At 59.7% G+C, this 22,485-nt stretch carries 12 protein-coding genes; 7 read left to right on the top strand and 5 right to left on the bottom strand.

Annotated elements, in window-relative coordinates; all coding sequences use genetic code 11:
* Positions 1 to 57 precede the first annotated feature (57 nt).
* Positions 58 to 906 carry a formyltetrahydrofolate deformylase gene (purU, locus tag J3P95_RS06265; RefSeq protein ID WP_434561571.1) on the bottom strand — a complete coding sequence of 283 codons (849 nt, stop codon included), beginning with the start codon at positions 904 to 906 and terminating at the stop codon, positions 58 to 60.
* 300 nt (positions 907 to 1,206) lie between these two features.
* Here purU and mvaT point away from each other — a divergent pair, with 300 nt between their 5' ends.
* Positions 1,207 to 1,584 (top strand): histone-like nucleoid-structuring protein MvaT, encoded by a 378-nt coding sequence (gene mvaT, locus J3P95_RS06260; RefSeq protein ID WP_186611687.1) that lies wholly within the window; start codon positions 1,207 to 1,209, stop codon positions 1,582 to 1,584.
* 119 nt (positions 1,585 to 1,703) lie between these two features.
* Here mvaT and sbcB read toward each other — a convergent pair whose 3' ends face one another.
* Positions 1,704 to 3,131 carry an exodeoxyribonuclease I gene (gene sbcB, locus J3P95_RS06255; protein WP_434578247.1) on the bottom strand — a complete coding sequence of 476 codons (1,428 nt, stop codon included), beginning with the start codon at positions 3,129 to 3,131 and terminating at the stop codon, positions 1,704 to 1,706.
* Between the two features lie 186 nt (positions 3,132 to 3,317).
* Between sbcB and J3P95_RS06250 the strand changes: the two genes are divergently transcribed.
* From J3P95_RS06250 to J3P95_RS06225, 6 genes are all read left to right on the top strand, one after another.
* Entirely contained in the window at positions 3,318 to 4,043 is a 726-nt protein-coding gene (locus J3P95_RS06250; protein ID WP_434561567.1) for an RDD family protein, read from the top strand.
* The gene (locus J3P95_RS06245; protein WP_434578249.1) at positions 4,040 to 5,014 is read left to right on the top strand and encodes a stage II sporulation protein M; all 975 of its coding nucleotides are present in this window, start codon (positions 4,040 to 4,042) and stop codon (positions 5,012 to 5,014) included. The genes J3P95_RS06250 and J3P95_RS06245 overlap by 4 nt, the downstream gene beginning before the upstream one ends.
* The gene (locus J3P95_RS06240) at positions 5,001 to 6,539 is read left to right on the top strand and encodes a DUF4129 domain-containing protein (protein ID WP_434578250.1); all 1,539 of its coding nucleotides are present in this window, start codon (positions 5,001 to 5,003) and stop codon (positions 6,537 to 6,539) included. Before J3P95_RS06245 ends, J3P95_RS06240 begins: the two co-directional genes overlap by 14 nt.
* Positions 6,536 to 7,699, top strand: coding sequence for a DUF4350 domain-containing protein (locus J3P95_RS06235; RefSeq protein ID WP_434578251.1), 1,164 nt, complete (start codon positions 6,536 to 6,538; stop codon positions 7,697 to 7,699). Before J3P95_RS06240 ends, J3P95_RS06235 begins: the two co-directional genes overlap by 4 nt.
* Entirely contained in the window at positions 7,696 to 8,700 is a 1,005-nt protein-coding gene (locus tag J3P95_RS06230; protein WP_434578253.1) for an AAA family ATPase, read from the top strand. Before J3P95_RS06235 ends, J3P95_RS06230 begins: the two co-directional genes overlap by 4 nt.
* Positions 8,701 to 8,899: 199 nt before the next feature.
* Positions 8,900 to 10,231 carry a DUF58 domain-containing protein gene (locus J3P95_RS06225; protein WP_434578255.1) on the top strand — a complete coding sequence of 444 codons (1,332 nt, stop codon included), beginning with the start codon at positions 8,900 to 8,902 and terminating at the stop codon, positions 10,229 to 10,231.
* An 8-nt stretch (positions 10,232 to 10,239) separates the two neighbouring features.
* On the opposite strand, the gene J3P95_RS06220 is transcribed toward J3P95_RS06225, so the two are convergent.
* From J3P95_RS06220 to J3P95_RS06210, 3 genes are read right to left on the bottom strand one after another with little or no spacing between them, the layout of a single operon-like run.
* Positions 10,240 to 14,706 (bottom strand): hypothetical protein, encoded by a 4,467-nt coding sequence (locus J3P95_RS06220; RefSeq protein ID WP_434578257.1) that lies wholly within the window; start codon positions 14,704 to 14,706, stop codon positions 10,240 to 10,242.
* 6 nt (positions 14,707 to 14,712) lie between these two features.
* Positions 14,713 to 18,765: a neuraminidase-like domain-containing protein gene (locus tag J3P95_RS06215; protein ID WP_434578259.1), complete on the bottom strand. Its 4,053-nt coding sequence runs from the start codon at positions 18,763 to 18,765 to the stop codon at positions 14,713 to 14,715.
* Between the two features lie 5 nt (positions 18,766 to 18,770).
* The gene (locus J3P95_RS06210) at positions 18,771 to 22,382 is read right to left on the bottom strand and encodes a Tc toxin subunit A (RefSeq protein WP_434578261.1); all 3,612 of its coding nucleotides are present in this window, start codon (positions 22,380 to 22,382) and stop codon (positions 18,771 to 18,773) included.
* Positions 22,383 to 22,485: the final 103 nt, after the last annotated feature.

Raw genomic sequence — 22,485 nt, 5'->3', positions numbered from 1 at the left:
CTCATGGACCATTGTGGCGAGGGAGCTTGCTCCCGCGCCACAGGGTTCTGCATGGAATCAGAATACGACGGTCTTGTTGCCGTGTACCAACACGCGGTCTTCCAAGTGGTAACGCAAGCCACGCGCCAGCACCATTTTTTCCACGTCACGGCCGAATCGAACCATGTCTTCGATGCTGTCGCTATGGCTGACACGCACCACGTCCTGCTCGATGATCGGGCCGGCGTCGAGCTCTTCGGTCACGTAGTGGCACGTCGCGCCGATCAGCTTCACACCGCGCATCGAAGCCTGGTGGTAGGGCTTGGCACCAACGAACGACGGCAGGAAACTGTGGTGGATATTGATGACCTTATGGGCGTATTCGCTGCACAGCGACGGCGGCAGGATTTGCATATAGCGCGCCAGCACCACCACTTCGGCGTCGTGCTGCTTGACCAGCCGCGAGACTTCGGCGAACGCTGGCTGCTTGTCCTGCGGATTGACCGGTACGTGGTAATAAGGAATGCCGTGCCACTCCACCATGCTGCGCAAGTCGTCATGGTTGGAAATCACACAGGCGATGTCGCAATCCAGCTCATCGCTGTGCCAGCGGTGCAACAAGTCAGCCAGGCAATGGGACTCGCGACTGGCCATCAGCACCACGCGTTTTTTCTGCGCGGTATCGGTGATTCGCCAGTCCATCGAGAACGCTTCGGCAATCGGGGCGAAGGCCTCGCGAAACGCTTCGATGCCGAAGGGCAGCGAGTCGGCACGGATCTCGTGGCGCATGAAGAACCAGCCACTTTGATTGTCCGAATGATGGCTTGCTTCAGTGATCCAGCCGTTATGGGACGCCAGAAAGTTACTGACTTTAGCAACGATGCCGACGCGGTCCGGGCAAGCGATCACCAGCCGAAAAGTGCGCATGAGGAAACTCCAGAACTTCGCAAAAGGCGGCCATTCTAGCCATTGCGCAGCAAAACTGCAGTACCGATGAGGCGCCGAGCCCTTCTTGACCGCCCACGACGTGCAGCCTGCCCCATGAGCGAGGGCTATTTGTGTGAACAAATGCACAGACGCGTCATATATTAATTCGCATTGCCCGTTTTCGTGGCATCGCACTATTTAATTAAATAAACACGGCTTAAATGTTTACTTGATGAAACTGTCTGATTACTATTGCTGCACTGTCTCCTTGTCACCAGCGTCCTACATAAGGTAGTCCAAATGTCCCTGATCACCGAATACAACGCCACAAAACAAGCCATTGAAGAACTGCAACAACGTCTGGCCGACCTGTCTAAAGACGACAAACTGCAAAAAGAACTGGAATTCGAAGGCAAGCTGCGCACGCTGATGGGCGAGTACTCCAAGTCCCTGCGCGACATCATTGCCCTGCTGGATCCAGAAGCCAAGTCGAGCAAAGCACCCCGTGGCGCGGTAAAAACCACCGGCACCAAACGCGCTCGCAAAGTTAAGCAATACAAAAACCCGCACAACGGCGAAGTCATCGAAACCAAAGGTGGCAACCACAAGACGCTGAAAGAGTGGAAAGCCAAGTGGGGCGGTGACGTCGTAGAAGGCTGGGCAACCCTGCTGGGCTAAGCCTCGCCGATCAGCGCTGCTCTTTACGGGCGACGCTTACGGACCCGAAAACGCCAGTCATTACTGGCGTTTTTTTATGCCCTCATGTTAAGTCCTGGCTTCAATTGCTGCAGGGCCGTTCAAAGGCTTAAACGTTTACGCAATTGTTGGCTATACCCCTGCCATTGCATGAGTACCTCTTGCTGCAACGGCGTGGAGAGCCCCATCCACTCAGCCATTGCTTCATCAAAACTTTCCAGGGTATTAGGCGCCCCCCATTCAGGGGACGACAGGCGTTGCTGGCAAAATAGTTTCCAGCGTTCCTGCTCGTTCGGCTCCAAGGTGTCCGGGAAGTTGCGCGCACGGTAACGAAACAATAATTCCGGCAGGCGTTCGTCGTCGAACGGCCAATGCTCTTGCGCCAGTTGAGCGGGATCGGCCAAGCGTACTTGTTCAGATAATCGACGATCACGATCACCCAGGAAGCCTGCGTATAACTGCTGCTCGGGATCTTCGCTGGCAGCAAAGTCTTCCGGCCCATAAATGTGCTGGAGTTTATCTTGCCAGAGCTGTTGTGCGTCACTTAGCCGCAGCGCCCGCTCCTGAAAGCCGTCCATGTCCAGCTGCAGCCGATGCTGGTCTTCGGCGCGCAAGACAGTCAACGGTGCGATGACCGGGCACTTGTTGATATGAATCAGCTTGAGCGGTACCGGGAGCTCCCCTTCGAGCAGTTCTTCGCGACGGGTATACAGGCGTTGACGCAGTAACTGCGCATCATGGTCCAGCAATCCTTGGGGATCGAGGTGCAGGTCGCAGACGATCAAGGCGTTGCGGTTCTTCGGATGCCAGGCCAGCGGCAGCACCACGCCGATGTAGTTGCGCGCCGCCGAGAAACGCCCGGATATATGCACCATCGGCTGCAGCAGGCGGATCTGGTCCAGCACCTTCTGTTTACTGCGCAATTGGAACAGCCAGTCATAGAGCCGTGGTTGCTTCTGGCGGATCAACCGGGCCAGGGCAATCGTCGCGCGCACGTCCGACAGCGCGTCATGCGCCTGGCCATGGTCGATGCCGTTGGCGGCGGTCAGGCGTTCCAGCTTGAGGGTGACGCGACCCTCCTCCTGCGGCCAGATAATGCCATCGGGTCGCAACGCGTAGGCAGCGCGCACCAGGTCGATCAAGTCCCAGCGACTGTTGCCGCCCTGCCACTCCCGCGCATACGGGTCGAAAAAATTCCGATACAGACTGTAGCGCGTCATCTCATCGTCGAAGCGCAAGGTGTTGTAGCCGGCGCCACAGGTTCCGGGAGCGGCCAGTTGCGCGTGGACACGGGTCATGAAATCGGCTTCGCTCAAGCCCTTTTCGGCCAGGCATGCCGGGGTGATGCCGGTAATCGCGCAGGCCGCTGGATGAGGCAGGATGTCGTCGCTGGGCCGGCAATAAAGGTTTACCGGTTCGTCGATCTCATTGAGTTCGAAATCGGTACGGATCCCCGCCACCTGCAACGGTCGGTCGCAACGCGGATTGATGCCGGTGGTTTCGTAGTCGTACCAAAAGATCGAAGTCACGGGGGGTTCCTGAGCTGGGGACTGGCGAAGTCTAGGCGTTCGAACCCGGCGCCCGCCAGCATTGCCGTCGTTGAATCATGTTGCAGGCCATTAAATGACCCACACACGTGTATCGTGTGCCCGCCAGAAGACTGCTAGCATCTGGGCCGAGATCGAACGTCCAAACCGGTCCATTACAGGTAGCCCATGCCCGAGACACCAGCACTGCAAAGGAACGCGCCGCTGCCGCCGCCACTGGACACGCGCTACCAGGTAGAAACGCCCGAAGGTATTGACCTGCCGCTGCGCCCGGCGGGGCTGATGCCCCGCGCGCTGGCCTTCGCCATCGACCTGGGCATACGTGGGCTGGTGCTGGGCCTTTTCTTCATCGTCCTGGCGTTTTTCGGCGAGCTGGGGATCGGCCTGGGTTCGATCCTGCTGTTTGTCATCAGCTGGTGGTACATGGTGCTGTTCGAAGTACTGAACCAAGGCCGTTCTCCCGGCAAGCAAATGATGGGGTTGCGCGTTGTGCAGGACGACGGCAGGCCGATCGGCTGGTCCGCATCGCTGATTCGCAACCTGCTGCGCTTCGTCGACATGCTGCCCTTCGGCTACACCTTCGGGGCAATCTGCTGCCTGCAAAACCCTACTTTCAAACGCCTGGGGGACTTGGCGGCCGGCACTTTAGTGGTCTATCGCGAGCAACCGGTCAAACGCCCCGTACTGCCTTCCGCCCGATCGATACGGCCGCCTTTTGCCCTGGGCCTGGCAGAACAACGCGCCGTGCTGGGTTTCGCCGAGCGCCAGGCAGAACTGTCCGAGGCACGGGTCACCGAACTGGCAACGATCCTCGCCACGCCGCTGAAAGTGCATCCGACAGGCGCCGTGGCCGAACTCAACGGCATTGCCCGCGGCCTGCTGGGGCCGACATGAAGCAAAGCCTGTTCGAAAGTCGCCACCAGGCGCAATGGGACCAGTTGTCCCGGCTGCTCGACCAGTTGGAACGCAGCCGTAGCGTCGCCCAGAGCAGCGACTTCCCCCACGTTTATCGACGGCTCTGCCATCATCTGGCGCTGGCACAGGCGCGCGGCTACAGCAGCCTGCTGGTGGATGCGCTACAGCAACTGGCGCTGCGCGGCCACCAGCAACTCTACCGGGACCGCAGCCGCCCCTCGACCAGCTTGTCGGCCTTCATCCTGGCCGGTTTTCCCCAATTGGTGCGCGAACAATGGCGGTTCGTCCTGGCGGCTGGGCTGATGTTCCTGGGTAGCCTGATCGTCATCGGGATATTGGTCTATCTGTTTCCCGAACTGGTCTATAGCCTCCTGAGCGTCGAGGAAATCAGCGGGATGCGCGCCATGTACGACCCGGCGGCGGGGCACCTGGGACGTTCGATCGAGCGAGCCGCCAGCGAGGATTGGGTCATGTTTGGTTATTACATCATGCACAACATCGGCATCGCCTTTCAGACCTTTGCCAGTGGCTTGCTGTTTGGCCTGGGCAGCGCGTTTTTCCTGTTCTTCAACGGCCTGACAATCGGGGCGGTGGCCGGGCACCTTACCCAGATCGGCTCCGGCGGCACGTTCTGGTCCTTCGTGATCGGCCATGGCGCCTTCGAACTCACCGCCATCGTGCTGGCCGGCGCCGCGGGCCTGCATTTGGGCTGGGCGTTGATCGCGCCGGGGCGCCTCACCCGCGGTGAAGCCTTGCGGCTCGCCGCGGGCAAAAGCGTGCTGATGATCGGCGGCGTGACATTGCTGTTGCTGATCGCCGCATTCGTCGAGGCCTACTGGTCCTCCAGCGCGGTGACGCCGGCCACCAAATACACCGTCGGCGCATTGTTGTGGCTGCTGGTGCTCGGTTACCTGCTGTTTGCCGGACGAGGCCACCATGCGCCTGAGTGACGCCACCGTCGTCATCCGTCCACGCACCACTTGGGAAGCCATGGACCTGGGTGTGCTGATGAGCCAGCGGCATCGGTGGCTGTTGATGACCAGTTGGGCACTTGTCACGCTGCCGGTTTATGCGCTGCTGGCACTGTTGCTGTGGGATTCGCCGTCCCTGGTAATGTTTATATTCTGGTGGCTGAAACCAGCCTTCGACCGGCTGCCCTTGTACATCTTGTCCAAGGCGCTGTTTGGCGAGACGCCCACCTTGAGGCAGGCCTTGCGCCAATGGCCGGCCTTGCTCAAGCCCCAACTGCTGGCCAGCCTGACCTGGCGCCGGCTGAGCCCGAGCCGCAGCTTCCTGATGCCCGTCGTGCAACTCGAAGGGCTTGCCGGTGAGGCGCGGGAGCAGCGTTTGGGGGTGTTACTTCAACGCAACGGCGGTGCGGCGCAATGGTTGACCATCATTGGCGTGCACCTGGAAATGGCCCTGTGGTTCGGCCTGATGGCGCTGTTCTATTTGTTCATACCGCAGCAGGTCGAGCTGGAATGGGATTGGCAGACGCTGATCGCCGTCGCCGAGCACGATTGGTTATGGCTCGAACACCTGATCAACTTGCTCTATCCGCTGCTGCTGATTCTTTGGGAGCCGGTGTACGTCGCCTGCGGCTTCAGCCTCTATCTGAACCGGCGCACCATGCTTGAGGCCTGGGACATCGAATTGGTATTCCGCCGACTGCGCCAGCGCCTGAGCGCCGTCGCTCCGATGCTGATACTGCTGGCATTGACCCTGCTGCCGCTGGCGCCACCGGTCTGGGCCGCCGAAGACAGCAACGCGCCCGACAGTCCCCGACTGCTCAACCAACCGCTTACCAGCGAGGCCTCCCGGGACAGCATCGAGACGATCCTGGAAGCCCCGCCCTTCAAGAATCCGGAAACAGTCACCCGTTATCGTTTCGGTGAAGAACAGACCAGCGAGTCAGCCGAGGCTGGCAAAGCCCCGGGCTGGCTCAAATCGATGTTCGAATGGAGCGCCAAACGCTTCGACACCCTCGCCACGCTGATCCAAGTAATGCTCTGGGCCGCACTGGTGGGCGCGGTCGTGTGGCTGGGCTGGCATTATCGCGAGCGACTCAATGCCCTGGTGAACCTGCGCCCGACGAAGCGCCTGCGCGCAGAGCGGCCCACGCCAGCCCGAATGTTCGGCCTGGATATTCGTGAGGAAAGCCTGCCGGACGACGTCGCGGCCAGTGCCGAGCAGCTATGGTCCGGTGCTCCCCGAGAGGCGCTGGGCTTGTTGTATCGAGCATTGCTCAGCCGCTTGCACCATGAATTCAACGTTCCTCTGAAACCCGCCGATACCGAAGGCCAAGTGTTGCAACGTGTCGAAAACCTCCAACACGAACAGCTATTGGCCTTCAGCAAGAACCTGACGCTGCACTGGCAGAACATTGCCTACGGGCACCGTGCCCCGCCGCCCCATCTGCAACAGGAACTGTGCGATGGATGGCGTCAGCTGTTCGGCCCGGGGGCGTCCCGATGAGGCGACGCACAGGGATGCTGGTCGGGGCCGTGGTCGCCGCGTTGACCGGTGCTTTGGCCATTTACCTGTACCTGAAGGCCGTGCCGTATCAGGAAGTCGTTGAGCATGGCCCCTCCCCCGAGGCCCAGGCCAACCCTTACCTGGCCGCCGAACATTTCTTGCGCAAGCAGGGCATCAACGTCGAGCACGCCAACAGCCTGGACGTCCTGCCGACCCTGGAGCCGCACCAGCGCAGCCTTTTGCTGCTGGGCGAGCGCAGCAACATGACCCCACGGGACGCCGATCAACTGTTGAACTGGACCCGCGCCGGAGGGCGCTTGCTGTTTGTCGCCGAAGCGATATGGGATGACAGCACCAGCAGCAGCGGCGATCTGCTGCTGGACCGCGTGCGCCTACGCCAGTTGCTGAGCAAGGACCTCAAGGAGCCCGATCCCGAGCTCATCAAGGATCCCTACCCGAAACTGACCAAGCTGTACCTGGAGGACGAAGAGGCGCCGGCCTATCTCGGCTTCGACACCGACTTCCACCTCGAAGACCCGCTGAACCTTGTCCAGGCCTGGGCCAACAGTGCGCAGGCGACCCATTTGATGCAACTGAACCACGGCCTGGGCACGATCACCGTGCTCACCGACGCCGAGCTGTGGAAGAACGACCAGATCGACCAATACGACAACGCCTGGCTACTCTGGTACCTGAGCGCCGACACCGACGTCACACTGCTGTTCAATACCGACCATGACAATCTGCTGACCTTGCTGCTGCGCTATTTCCCCCAGGCCTTGGTGGCGCTGCTGGCCCTGGTTGCCCTTTGGTTCTGGCGTTCGGCAGTGCGCCAGGGTCCGCTGCAACAACCGGCGCCCAAGGCCCGCCGCCAACTGCAAGAACACCTGCAAGCCAGCGCCGCGTTCCATCTGCGCCACAACGGTCAACAACAGCTGCTGCAGACCTTGCAGCAGGACGTACTGCGTCGGGCTCGCCAGCTTCATCCGGGCTTCGAGCAACAGGTCGTGGCCGATCAATGGCAAGTGCTTGCGCGCCTGACCCGGCAACCCACCCGAACCATCAGCCAGGCCCTTAGCCCCCGGCCGAAACAGCGCCTGTCCAGCGCCGAGTTCTGCCGCCAGGTCGCCCTTTTGCAAACCCTTAGGAATGCTTTATGACTGAACAGAACGAACCTGCCGGCGGCCAGACCCACGCCGCCCAACAGCGCCAGCGTGCCAGTCAGTTGGCCCAGGCGATTCGCACCGAACTGCACAAGGCCGTGGTCGGCCAGGGTGCGGTGATCGACGATGTGCTCACGGCGCTGATCGCCGGTGGTCATGTCCTGCTCGAAGGCGTCCCTGGGCTGGGCAAGACCTTGCTGGTGCGGGCCCTGGCGCGCTGTTTCGGCGGCGAGTTTGCGCGCATCCAGTTCACCCCCGACCTGATGCCCAGCGATGTCACCGGCCACGCGGTGTACGACTTGCAGACCGAGCAGTTCAAGCTGCGCAAGGGGCCGGTGTTCACCAACCTGCTGTTGGCCGACGAGATCAACCGCGCACCGGCCAAGACCCAGGCCGCGCTGCTCGAAGCCATGCAGGAACGCCAGGTCACCCTCGAAGGTCGCGCCTTGCCCATCGCTCAACCGTTCATGGTGCTCGCCACCCAGAACCCTATCGAACAGGAAGGCACCTATCCGCTGCCGGAAGCCGAGCTCGACCGCTTCATGCTCAAGGTGCGCATGGATTACCCCGACGCCGACCAGGAATTGAACATGGTGCGCCAGGTCAGCCGCTCGACCCGTGCCGACATGCTTGATGTGCAGCCGTTGCGCACGGTGTTGCAGGCCAAGGATGTACAAGCGCTGCAGCGCATTGCCAGCGACCTGCCGATGGACGACCAGGTGCTCGACTACGCCGTACGCCTGGCCCGCAGCACCCGCACCTGGCCGGGCCTGACTCTGGGCGCCGGGCCTCGGGCTTCGATTGCACTGGTGCGCTGCGCCCGCGCCCGGGCGTTGCTGCGTGGGGGCGAGTTCGTGGTGCCGGACGACATCAAGGGCTGCGCCCTGGCCGTGCTGCGCCACCGTGTGCGGCTGGCACCGGAGCTGGACATCGAAGGGCTGTCGGTGGACCAGGTGCTGGGGCAACTGCTCGACCAAGTGCCGGCGCCGCGGTTGTGATGAGATCTCCTGTGACGAGCACGCTTTCTGTGCCAGGAATATTCTCTGTGGCAGGCATGCTTTTTGTGGCGAGGGAGCTTGCTCCCGCTGGGCTGCGAAGTAGCCCCCTGGCTCTATCTGACACACCGCCAGGGGACGCTGCGCGTCCAGCGGGAGCAAGCTCCCTCGCCACGGGGATTTGCGCAGCCGAGATGTTGCGATGAAACCCTCGCGCCTGCTGCTGTCCTGGCTCGCTGTCCTGCTGACCGTCGGCATCGTGCTGGGCACCTTGCGGGCGTTGGGCGTCGCGCTGCCCGTCACGCTGCTGTCCATCAACTGGGGCTTGCTGCTGGCCTTGCTGGCCTTGGCGATACTCGACGCGGTGCGGCTGCGACGCCTGCCCTCGCCGCGCGTACAACGGCAGATGCCTGGCAGCCTGGCGCTGGGCCGCTGGAGCGAAGTGCGCCTGGCGATCAGCCACGACTTTACCCAGCCGCTGGAAACGCTGATTTTCGATCACGTGCCCGACGGCCTCAGCTTCGAACACCTGCCGCTGTCAGCTGAGCTACAACCGGGCCAGCTCACCCAACTCGGCTACCGCGTGCGTCCGCTCAAGCGCGGACACTTCACCTTCGAGTACTGCGAAATCAACCTGCCCAGCCCGCTGGGCCTGTGGAGCGACAAACGCCTGATCGAAGCGCTTGACGACACCCGCGTCTACCCGGACTTCGCCCGGCTCTACGACGGCCAATTGTTGGCCGTGGACAACTGGCTCAGCCAACTCGGCATCCGTCAGCGCCAACGACGGGGCCAGGGCCAGGAATTCCATCAGCTACGTGAATTCCGCGAAGGCGACAGCCTGCGCCAGATCGACTGGAAAGCCACCGCCCGCCACCGCACGCCCATCGCCCGCGAATACGAAGATGAACGCGACCAGCAGATCATCTTCATGCTCGACTGCGGCCGGCGCATGCGCAGCCAGGACGGCGAGCTGGCGCATTTCGACCACGCCCTCAACGCCTGCCTGCTGCTCAGCTACACCGCGCTGCGCCAGGGCGATGCCGTGGGCCTGAGCACCTTCGCCAGCGAACAGCCGCGCTATCTCGCGCCGGTCAAAGGCACCGGCCAACTCAATGTATTGCTCAACACCGTCTACGACCTCGACAGCAGCCAACACCCCGCCGACTACCAGGCCGCCGTCACGCAACTGCTGACGCGGCAGAAGCGCCGCGCCCTGGTGGTGTTGGTGACCAACCTGCGGGACGAAGACGATGAAGAACTGCTGACCGCCGTCAAACGGCTGGGCCAACGGCATCGGGTATTGGTGGCGAGCCTGCGGGAAGAGGCGCTGGACCGGTTGCGCCAGGCGCCGGTGCAGACCTTGCCCGAGGCGCTGGCCTATTGCGGGACGGTGGATTACTTGAACGCGCGGGCGACGCTGCATGAACGGCTGAGCGCCCATGGGATCGTGGTACTGCAAGCCCGGCCCGGGGAGTTGGGGGCCGAGCTGGTGACGTTGTATCTGGAGTGGAAGAAGGCGGGGGATTTGTAGGTGATCGATCACCTTGACGCTAAAACATTTACCTCTGCGTTGATTGCCCGTGTGGGCAGGTCTGGACTGCGTAACTCCAACACGAAAGGCCCGTAATGCGCTGGCTTAGTCAAGATAGACCACCTCAAGGGGGCCGCCGTTACCGGCTGCGGCTGGAACAACCCGGGATCGAACTCCAACCCAAGGCCTTCGGACCCCTGCATCCACAAAGCAACGCTGGTTGAGTCAATCAAACTGCTGCCTTCCTTGACTCTCAATTCCAAGGTGTTAGTGGTTCCATCTTTGAGGTAGAGGTCCCTATGAGCCAGATCGAACAGCTGTTCGTTCAGGTAGAACGTGAACTCTTCCAGCCAGCTATCTGTATCGCGTGTAATCCCCGGCACAGGTGGTGACATTGGCATGTCACTCATCAAGGGCATGGCGAACTGCAACACAAAGGTCCTGTTTTGCGCTTGGTCGGCGGATATGGACCAGCTCAAGGAACTACTCCCTTGCTCCATCGCAACCGGCTGCCCCAACGGCGGATCGATAACAAGGTTCTGTGCCTCTTCGCCAGGCTTGTAGTCCAGAAGGATCCGGGCATGCGGATCGCCGATCAGCCAACTATCCCTATAATCCAGCTTCAATGTATAACGCTGTCCAGCAAATACATTCAGTTTTATTTCAGACCACTGTACTCGAGTGTTGTTGACGTAAGGCGTGAATTCACTCGACCACGTCGTCTCATCGGGCACCAACTCAAATTCAATATGCTCAATCTCCCACCCAGCGTACCCACCCCGTACCGAGGCCTCTAAAAGTCCCCGTCTCACGCCTGGCAAATTGAACTCCACTCGGGCTTTGCCATCATCGTCCGTACTCGTCGAAGCAAGCGAGAGGTTAGGGTAATTCCACATAACTTCTACGTTTGGTAATGGCTCACCGGTTAATGCTGATACCACAGTGACAGTCGCTGAAACCAACTCCCCCAAATGCCCATTGGGCTTGGGGCTGGTGAGCGACTGTATTTCCCGGGGGTCGTTCAGGAAATAGGACAACGCCACCGATTCCGAATACGCCACATCGCCTACCGTAGCGGTCAGTTGGGCCGCGCCTGGTGTGATAGGGACAAAGCGCACGTTAGCCACGCCATACCAGTTGGTCACTGAGGTCAGCTCTCCAAGATCGGGGCTGCGCCAAGTCACTGTCCACCCGGCCATCGGCTTACCATTGATCGCCGAGAGCAATTTGACCTCGGCATAAAGCTCGCTCTCCCAATCCAAGATCTGATGGACATTGCCGCTCAGCACCAGCTTCAGCGCCTGTGAACCGGCCCCCACGGACATCGCGTTGGCAGGCGACAGATTCGCCAGTCGCGTTGCCGACAAGCGCAATGCGAAACTGCCGTCGGTAAGATCATTCACCTTGAAGGCGTAGCTCAATCCCCCTTGGGGTAGTTTTTTCGGCACGCCAAGCGCGGCCGGTAAAAACTCCAACCCCAACTCGGCAGGTCCGGTTCCGGTCAGCCCCAATGTCACCTCATGATCGAACAGAGGGCTATTGTCCGGGGCTTGCAATATCAAGCTGTGGGTACCTCGACGACGAGGGAAATAAGTCTTGTCACCCCAGCGCTGCGGCGGCTGTTCGTCGAATTGAACGGTCAACTCCGCCCAGGGATCATTTGCCAATGGGGTGACCGTCAGACAATGGCTACCCTCGAAGTCGTCATAAAGACTGACGACCGATGCCGTCACTTCATAAGGTCGGGCGTCGGACGGTTCCAGCGCAAACCCAGACCAGCCTGCGGCATCAGTGGGCACGTCAGTTGGCGCTCCCCCTGCACTCCAACTCACCGGCACCTGATCCACAGCAAGTTCGGTGAAATGAGAAAAAACCTGTACCCACAGCCACGCAGGGTCTTGCCCCACAACCGGGTCTACCGGCGAATCGCGCCAGTCCTGAATTCGGACTCTGTTATGTGCAAGCATCATTGGCTTGGCGGTTGCGGCGAAGTCCAGCTGCGGCAGTTCCCATGCAAGGGCAAACTGCCCCGGTTGCTCACTGGCGGTAAAGTCCAGCGTCCAGATTGCACCACCGTCATTGACAGGTTGTGCATTGTCGAGTAGAGGTTGAACGGTCGCATTCAACTGCTCAGCAGACGTCCCGGACCACACCAACCTTGATGCCAGCCCGACCAAGGGACTCAACGCATTAGGCAAAATACTGAAACGGTGGCGAGCCCCCAGGCATGGATAAAGTGTCTGGTCATTCAACTGCGCCGATATCTGGTCGAGCCTCAGGCTCACTTCTTCCGCCAGATTTTCGGAAACCAGGCGCCCAGCCAATTCCCGGACGACGGAAACACTTTCAAGGCGTAGCTCCAACTCGAACAGACTGCTGGTACTGCCATTGACGGGTGATGCTAGGCTCCATTGTGCCCCAACGGCCGCCAGCGGCTTGGGTGTTTCAAGGTCACTTGGAACCAGACCGATACCCGGTGCAGCCCCTCGCCAATGCAAGCTGATGTTTTTACCGATCCAGCTACTTCCGCTATTCGGCACGACCTTCAACGTATGGGTCCGGCCGCGCCAGCAGAGCACGCCGAGGGCATTACGCTCGACTTCTAGCTCATCCAGGAGAATCGTGACCTCATTTTTCCAGGGGCTGGTCGCGATCGCTTTCACATTGAATGGATGCTCCACCGCAACGGCCTCGGCGTGGGCCTTGATGCTGGCGGTGACAGTTTTGTCCCCAGGGGTCTGCGGCTCGTACAGTAAGCTCGCCCAGCCACCGGCCCCGGTGGGCACGGTGGTGATCGGTCCGTCGGAACTCCTCCATTCAACCAATGCATTGATGACCGGATCACCGTCCCCAGCAGCGATGACGTGCACCCCTTGCACCCGCAACAGCACGCTTTCGTTTTCGTCCACGATCGGAAACTTATTGGCCTCGCGGACTTCGCCCACCTTGACCAGATTGCGCGCCAGCGACATGGTTTTTTTCGGTGAAGGGAGCAACAGTTTGGAGCAGGCCAGCTCCAGGTAGAACCGACCATCCAGGCGGTCTTGGCTCGTCAATGTCCAAGCGAATTCAGTGCCGGTGATCGGGACGGGATCTCCAAGCGCAGGCTCGACGTCAACACCCAGCTGTTCCTGGGGGTCGCCGCTCCAATGCAACGACAGATCCGTACCCAACAACGGACTGGCCACCGGCACCTTCAAGTCCAACGCATAATCCGTGCCTCGGTTGGGGTACCCGGTTTTTTCATCCCAACGCGTCTCCTCCCCCTCGACAACGGTCGATACACTTTTCCACGGGTCTGTCTCAAGGGCCCGGACGGTCAAGGTTTGGGACACAACGCCCGCGGTGTAATAGGGACTTTCAACCGATGCCTCGATTTCCAACTCCCCGGCCTGGGTTGGCTGGTAATCAAAATAGGCCCAGCCCTGGTCGTCCGTCAGGGCAACCGTTTTGATCTGGCCGGGCGTGACGGTCCAGCTCACGGTCCGCCCACTCAGAGTCTGACGGGTGTAATACGAACCAACCTGAACCCCCAGGCGAACACTTTGTTCGTACTCCAACACCGGGTAATACGCCGCTTCGCGCACGTCGAGGAAGACCAACCGGTGGTGCCCGAGCGACACCTGCAGCGGATAAGGGTCGGCGGTGTACTGGTTGAGCAGATTCATCGAAAACAGGTAGGGCTCGTCCTCACCGATCAATGGACATTCGAGTGTCCAAGACAATTCCAACGGTTGGTCCTCGCCCCAGCCCGGCGTCGTTTCAACCGCTTCCAATGGATTGTCGTCGCTGGTCAGCGCAGCCTGCGTACCGAGCCAGGCGTTGTCCGGCTCAGGCACAAATTCAAGTTGATGGGACTGGGACACCGTTGCCCCCAGGCATATATATAGCGGACCGGTTGGCGCGAGGGATTGCTCGTCGAGCTTGAGCCCTTGCATGGCAACAGGCTCCAGATGCACATGGAGCTTGATGCGGGTGATAAAGACCGCCGATGTGTAGTCCCCGGATGCGTTGGGCGGGCTGAATACGCTGACAATCAGCGTATCCTGCTCATTGAATGACAGATCCAGCTCGACGCGATACTCCTTCGGCAAGAACTCCAGAAGCTCCCCGCTCTTCAGTCGAGCCTGATCCTTCTTTGCATTGCGGGGTGGGCCCGGCAATAACGGGATATCCAGCTGCTCCTCCCGTCCATCAACTTCAATCCTCAATGTACCCTCTTCGGCGTGTCGCACCTCGCAGAGAAAAGTGAGGATGTAGAGAGCCTGGTTGCCTGGGTCCTTCGGAGCCGTCAACGGCTGACTGACTGATGATCTATTGCCAGCCAATAGCACACGAATCATCTCCCCGTTATACATTTCGCTATCTATGCCCAGCCAGCTCGGATTGGTCGGCCCCTTCCTCCAGTGACTGAACGATTGGGCGAAATCCCCATTGACCACCAAACTCTCATCGGTTCTCACCACGTTATCCATGACACGCTACTCCTTCGGAAGGGGATTGAGTCTATCGGGGGTTTCCGCCTCGACTACCCGGTCCTCGACGGCCCGTATGAAGGTCGGTTCACCGGCTTTCGCCGTGTAGCGAATGCGCACGATAATGTCGGTCAAAGATGCGAGCATCTGTAGCTGTGAGTCATTATTCGGCCATGGAAACTTCAGCATCCAGCGTGAGACAACGCCGGTATTTTCAAAGGGGTTGAGCAGCCCCTCATCCGGTTTCATCGCCGTCAAGCCGCTGTCGCCCAGCCCGACGGACAAGGCTATTTGCTGACCACTGCGCAGGTTGAACAGCACATCCGAAGGCGCCACGAACTCTGTCGGATGATGCAGGTAGCGCACCGATTGCAACGACGCCTTGGTGGCGATCATGCTGCCAATCTGCAGCAAGGTGGCTCGTACATTTTCGAAGGGGCCGGTCAGCACCGGCAGGTCGACTTCGATCGAACTGATCTGCCGGCAGTAATGCCCGGGATGATCGCGATCGAAAAGCAGTTGGGTGAGCGCGAACTCCAGCATCCCTTGGCCCCGCAACTGGGCCAGCGCGGCCGCCCACCCATCAACGCCGGCTTGACGCTCGACCGAATCATCGAAAAGCCGACGCAGGGAAACGGTCTTGACCAGCTCCATCCGTCGCTCATGGCGTTGCAGGTATTCACGCTCCATGCGCAACAGGTGCCCGTGCAAATGCTCGCCGGCGGTCAAGCCGTGGCGGTTGTCCAGCCAGACTTGTGGCAAAGGGATTTGGGCATCGTAATCGCCGGTCTCGGCAGTCAACGCGGCCTGGGCACCGAGGCACAGGCTAACGACCGCGTCATAAGCCTGATAATGCAACGCTTTGAGCTGGCCCAGTAGCCAGCCGAACAGTTCGGCATTGCTCGCGCGTTTTTTAATGAAGTTGTAAACCGTCAAGGCCTGGCTGTTGGCTTTCAGCGTTTGCGCCAGGGTAGTTTGCGCGGCCTGCAAGGCGTGGGTCTGTGCGGTGATTTGGGCGTCGATGGCCCGTACCTCCGCCAGCGCCTGATCGCGTTGCAGTTGCCACTCTTCACGGCGCCGGCGATAGCCCTCGGTGGTCGCCTGCTTATCCGCGTCGATCTGCATCGCCGACGCAGCGACACTCAATACGAAACTCACCGCGTCGATGGTCTTGTCCAGACGATGGCCGCCGTTGGCCATGCCGAAGATTGTGGGCAGCGACGCCACGACCGCCCCCGCTGGTTTGATAATCGAGGAGGCCAATTCGAGCTTTTTCGAAAGTTGCAGGTTTTCCATGACCTGGTATTCAACCTCCGAGACGTTTTCATCGTAGCGCCGCGCATACGCCTCGGCCCTCTCCTGGGCCATGGCGCGACTTTGTTCCAACGCGGCCGTGCTCGCTTGCAATTGGGTAATGCTCTGTTCTTGAACGGTCTGGGCGTAGCTTCCCAATTCCACCAGGTGGTTTTGCTGCATTTCCTCCTGCTCGGCCCGGTCACGCTGCTCGAGCAAATGCAGGACCTGGCTACCGTGCTCCTGCAAGCTCTGCACGGCGCGCAACGCCGTCTCGAAGGTCACGCGCCAGCGGAACGCACCGACCACCAGACGCCCGCCCATGGGCCTTGCTCCACCACTACCCGCCGCCAGGTCACGTAGCAATTGGTTGGGATCGGTGGGTGGACTGAACAGCGGAATGTCCAGTGGCTTGCCATCGAGCGTGAGGTTATTGCGCAGGTTGTACAGGCGCTGGCCGGGCAAATCATAGACCGCCAACAATTGCTCATTGATCGGGGCCTTGAACGGCTCGTTTGCCAGCAAGCCCAACAGAGGCGGCGCCTCGGCGGTGGCCGGAAAATCCGCCAGGCTGAACACCAGTTCTTTTTCGAACTGCTCAAGCGCCGGTCGCGAGGCACTTTTGTTCAACAGCCCTTCCACCGTGTTCGTCTCCCAACGGTTCACCGTCCGGACCTCGGGTGCCTTGCCCATCAGGAACTCGGCCTGGACGTAACACAGCTTGGCCGCCACCAAGCTCTCCCGGGTGAGCTGGCGGTAATACCAGTCACCCCAGGCGATCAGGTTTTTAACGTATTCAGTAAACACCACAATCTGGAAGTGCCGGGGCGCCGAATACCCGATGGCATCGGGATCGGTGGGGGCATCGGCTTCACAACCCAGGTTACCGGGACCATACAAGGGTCGGCAGCGCCAGTAGAGAGGTTTTGGATGATCCACGGGAGATCGCCCAAGATCAGCTGGCGCTTGTGGATCGAACAGATAATGCAACCAATTCTGCGCTTCGAGAAAACGATCCTCGGCATTCAAGCGTGCGGTCACCAAGTGAGGCAGATGAAAAAACAGCTCCCAAAAAAATAAACCGTTGGCGCCGTTGAACGCACCGTTGGGCTCCGAAAAATCAGGCACGCCCAGGGGAGGTGGTTCCGATAGGAATTGTGTATCCCAGTCCAGTACCGCATCGACGGAAATATTGGAACGCTGCACCAATTCGGGACCAAACAGCGAGTTCAAACGGGTGTACTTAAGGTTCAGCCCCGATTGGTTGAGGGAAAGAAACTGCGCCGCATCGAGCGTGTTTTTAGACAGGGTCACGGGAGGGAAGTCCGTGACGTTTATGATCGTCAGTCGAAGCTGTTTACGCCCAATGGGTGTGTCCGCGCCGAACCAAAGGACCGGATTCTGCCACGAGCCCTCCCCCCGATTGAGCTCCAGCCATTGCGTACTCCAGCCACCAGCAATAGGGTGTTGTTCCTCAAGGTGCGGATCGCCCGCTGCCGGTGCCTCAAGCTCCAGTTTCAGAGTTACAGGATCCCCAGTCATCCCCGTTGGCCTACAGAAACCCTGCACGAACAACTTATCGACATCCCCCACACGAAACGCCACCGCCTGCAGGCCCAAGTACTGCGTCAAGGAGCCTGACGCAGCATCGGAAATAACCATCGTCGGCTGATTCGTCAGCGGATGTTGAACTGTTTCGGCAGTGGTAAAACGATAGAGTGCAGCCTTTTCCAACCAACCGCCGTCGTCCCAATCCACGGGACGAAACAGCACATCACGCACCGCAAATACCTCCGGATCCACGCCGATCAGCATAACCCCCAGCCTGCCCTGGGGATGATTTGGATCGGCCCAAACGGTCGCGACCAGACGAGCGCCTTGGGGAGGGGGATCTTGGTCCCGCACGGAGCTGTGCAGGCTCAGCGGAGCTGACCAGTTGCCATTCTGCGCCATGAAAGAAACATTGATATCCAACCTGGCTGGCAAGCCTTCACTGCCTTCCTGCCCCTCCACCTTCGCTTGCCACTGCGCCCATACCAGGCAAAGTCGACCGCTCCAGAACACCGGACGCATGTCCAGCACCATTGCGCCGGCCGGAATATCCGCGGGTTGCCATTCGCTCCATGCCGCCGGATTGATCGCGGCACAAGTAGCAGAGAGTTCAACTTCTGCCTTGCGCCAGAAGTATTGGAAAGGCGGCACCCGCTGCCGACCGACAAAATAATAATCGGCACGGTCGGGCGTGGCGCCGTCCATATAGCCGCTGATCACGTCCAGGTTGCAGATTTGCTCGAAGGATTGCAGGTAATCTTGCAGCGCCGCCTGAACGGAATCAGCGTTCAAGCGTGTCTGGTTGAGGTTGTTTTCCAGGGCCTTGAACAGGCTGGTCTTGCGCCGCCGCACAAAGGGGTTGATGAAATTCTCCGGATAAATCGCAATCAGCTGCAGCGCGGCCCAATCCGGATAATTATTATAAAGTTCCCACGTGGCCAGATCGCGCTTGTCGAATTCGATTTTTTCGTAGCCGGGCTCCAGCTTACGGAAAGCGGCGTGAATGAACTGCTGAGCGCAGCTGGTCGCTTCGGCGACCCAAGAGCTTTGTACCGGGTAGCTGTCCAGCGGATCCATGCGCAGCAGTTCGAACAGGTCTGCCGGGGTTCGCAAAAAGTTGTATTTTCCGCCAGATTCCTTGACTTGACCCAAGCAGTACTCCACCAGGGCAGTACGACGCTTTTCGAGAAGTTCAGCGAGATTATTCAGCGCCATGGTCGTTACTCCTGGCTAGCAAACTTAATGGGGTCGAAGTGGGCTTTGCGCTCACTGCCCTCGGCCAAAATGCTGATTTCGAATGTTCCACCCGTCGGGCTGGAAACGAACACCCGTGCCTGCCCCTCCTGGTTGGTGAATGCCTGCCTGGACCGAAAAACCAGTTGTCCATCTGCGGGTTCTGACGATTCGATGAACCATTGCACAAGGCTGGTTTTTCCGAGGTTTCCATACCCGTCCATCAACGTGCCGTAGAGTTCGATTTCCTGGCCGTACGCCACCTCACCCAACGGCACCGGTGACCGAAGCGGTGGCGGAACTTGCAGGGATGAATCGTCGGCGATGACATGGATGGTGGGCGCGTACTGCGGCTCGAACAGGTCCAGCCAAAACTGCGGGGTTTCCGTGCCCATCACCTTGCCAGGTTTGAACTCCACCTCAACGTTCCCGTCGACACCAGTCGCCTTCTCTTCGATGGTCCCCAGTGTGGCGCTCCACCGAACGAAAACACCGCTCAACGGTGCCCCGGCGCGGTCGCGAAGCGTGACGGTGAAGGTGATTTTCTCGTTGGGTTTATTAGCCACGACGTGAGTGTTATCCACGTCAACGGCAATGTTGACCAATTGCTTCAGATCCTCGGTGGAGGAGGTCAACGCAGACGCACCGGATTCGGTCACGCTCAGCAAGGCGTACTCAGCGGCTTCCTTGTAGGCCGGTTTGTTTATTTCTTCCGGTAAGATCCCGATCAGGAAAATCGTCAAGGCATCCATACCGGTATGCGCAGCCAGTTCCCGAACGCGCATCATCAAATCCAACTGGGTCAGATTTTTCAGGACCTCACATTCCGGATCGATGTGCCTGAGGCATTCGCGCACCTCTTGGACGCTCCAGTTAAAAAACTCGGCGAGCCTGATCCACGATGCTTGCTGGGCCAACCCCAGCGCGTCTTCCCCCAACCCGGAATCCAACGCGTCGACCTCACGCAGGTAATCGAGCAGTTTCTGCGCGGGCTGTTCACTGAGCTCAAAGGCATGGGTGAGCGACGTCAGATAATAAAGCGTGCGCATCGTGAACGCGTGCTTGTTGCTCTCTTCCAGCCCCAGCCAGGCCCGATAGCCATAATCCAGGAAGTCCTGCAACAACCCGGCGCCAAGCGCCAGCTTCGCCACCACGGCACCACGACGGCGCACATCCGCCAGCAGCGCAAGGAGTGGATCAGGCTCCTCGTTACGCCCCCTGGCAGGCGCCTGGCTATCGGAGGGTAGCGGTGCCCGTTCCAGCACTTGACGCAACAACCGATGCACCGTTGCATTGGCCCAGGTCAAGACAGGTAACGCCTGTTCCGAATCGACACCGGCGTAGACCGCAAGGCATTCCTTGGCCACTGATGCTTGGGCCGCCCGGACCTGTAACAACACGCTGAGCATTCTTTCGACAATGGCTGGACGCTCGGGCTCGAACGCTTCGCCCAGGCCATCCCTCACCGCGTCGTCGAGTCTTGGCCGCGCGAAGCCCAGGTATTCGAGTTCAGTGCCCGAATAGGCAATGACCAGCCCATCGGAATCGATCAGCGCCGTCAGCAAATCCAGCCAGTTGCCCCCCGCCAACGGAGGCACGCCGGCCACCAGCAATGCCATATTAGTGAATAGCGCGCCAGGAAGTAGATTGAGCACCTGCTCAAAAAACTGGCGCTCAGCATCGGTGGTGGCCTGGGCTTGAGGGGGCGAGACCTGTTGCAACATCCAAAGCACCGGAAGGTTGCGATCGGCGCACCACTGCGTACAGGCTTGCATGGCATATAGCAGGTTGAGCACATCGGGTGACTCGCCCCGGGCTGGATTGATTTGAGGCTCCCCCGCCACGCCGTCGAGCCAAGGCTTCCCGCCCAGCAATGTCAGCATCAGGACGCCTTCGACCGGTGTGATCCCCAGCAACCTGGGCAACCTGACCAAACGGTAGAAACTGGACAGAATCGCCGCGTTGCGCTGAAAGTTGCCGTTCTGGACACCATGAGCGCCAGCAATCACCTGGGCCAGATAGGCATAGCTTTTCTGATCGATATTCAAGGCGCTACATAGCCTGGCGACTGTCAGGTCGGACTGCCCGGGGTCGGGCATGACTGGAAAGGTTCCTCCATCAAGCATCAAGGGCTCGTTATAGTCGCCCTGATCATTGAAAATCTGATCGAATTGCGAAGGTGCTTCGCCGCGACCATAAATCGAGAACGTGTCGATGAACACCGTAAAGTCGGGCGCGCTGCACCCGTATCGCTCGCGCAGCGACTGAAACAGTCCCAATGCATGTACGACTCGCTCGGTGATCCACCAAGCATTGGCCGGCGCGCCACCGCGCACTTCGGCATTGATGGCCGCCACCAGTAGCGCGTCCACCTGCTCGCTCGGCAGCGCCAGCCATTGGTCCAGGCGCACCTTGCGGTTCATCCGGTCGTACCGATCAACGTTGACAGCGGGGTCTACTGACAACCGGTGAAAAAATGCGGCGCCAGAGCCGTCACCGGTAATTTGAACAGCAGGATGGGCGTTGGCATTGAGGTAAACCGAACCGGAGCGGCCGCTTTCCGGTTCTCCAGATACCGCTCCCGTATACGTCACGTTAGCAGAGCGCACGGGCGCGAAGCGGCGCACCGACAATAAGGCCTCAAGCCCTTGTGTATCCAGTTTGGTCCGCTCGCCAAAGAATGGAACCTGGTAGAGGTTAGTGAACAGATTCAGATTATCGGTACCGAAGTTAAGGGCGTAATAGTCCTCTAGGTCCCCCTCTTGGGGCAGATCTTCCGTCAGCAGTTTTCGTTGATAAGGCCCTAGCCGCGACGCGTGGGCCAAGGCACGACCCGCATCGTCATCCCAGGCATGACGCTGCAGAAAGTAAGGAAACGAGAGGTCAACCCTGTGGGCAAAATCGCCCACGGACAAATCATGCTGGCGCGCGACCGTATCCAGCGTGACCCAATGTTGATAATAAGGTAGCCCGTTGGGGTACCGCGCCTCGATCATGGCGTCCTCCAGGTCTTCGGGAGGTTCATGCGCGTTGATGAAGGTTTCCAGCACCGGAACGATGATGTTCACCGCCGACACCGATTGGTGCACCGCATTGAAATCAACAGCCAGCGGTTTCAGGTCTTTACGCCGACCATGCAACGGCAACTTGAGGGGATCGTCAGAGACCGCCTCGATACGCTGGTCTATCCACCTCAATAGCTCGATCAGATACGCCACGGGTGAGGTCAATGATTCCAGCGCCTGCGGTGGGCACATGCTATCGAAGTCGGGGCGGAATAACTCCTCGAAACTGGGACCCTGAACCAACGACAACAAACCGCTCCCCCTCCTTTCTCCCTCAACCTCGCGACCATACAAATTGTGTTCGATGAACTGGCGCCGCACATAAAGCGCCATGCTGTTGGCCCGGCGCATGAATCGATGGGCATCATCGGGCGTCACGCCATAATCCTTGACCAGCCCCCGCACGCCCTTTTCCACCAGCGGGAAAATAGAGCCGTCTGCCTCGATGTATCTTCGAAGCGCAGGGTATTCGGCGAGTTGCTTTTGGCTAATCAATTGATTCATTAGCTGTACAGCAGGCCGGGAGTCCGCCATGACGGGTTTCCTTGAGTCGACATAGACCTAAGTGGCCTGGTGATGTGACCAGGCCATGAGTTTGCTGGGATAGATTTGGCGCCAACGAAGGCTTCTCGGCTAC

The sequence above is a fragment of the Pseudomonas sp. Z5-35 genome, assembly GCF_051131945.1.
Taxonomy (GTDB): Bacteria; Pseudomonadota; Gammaproteobacteria; order Pseudomonadales; family Pseudomonadaceae; genus Aquipseudomonas; species Aquipseudomonas marvdashtae.
This window is presented reverse-complemented; position numbering and strand designations above follow the sequence as displayed.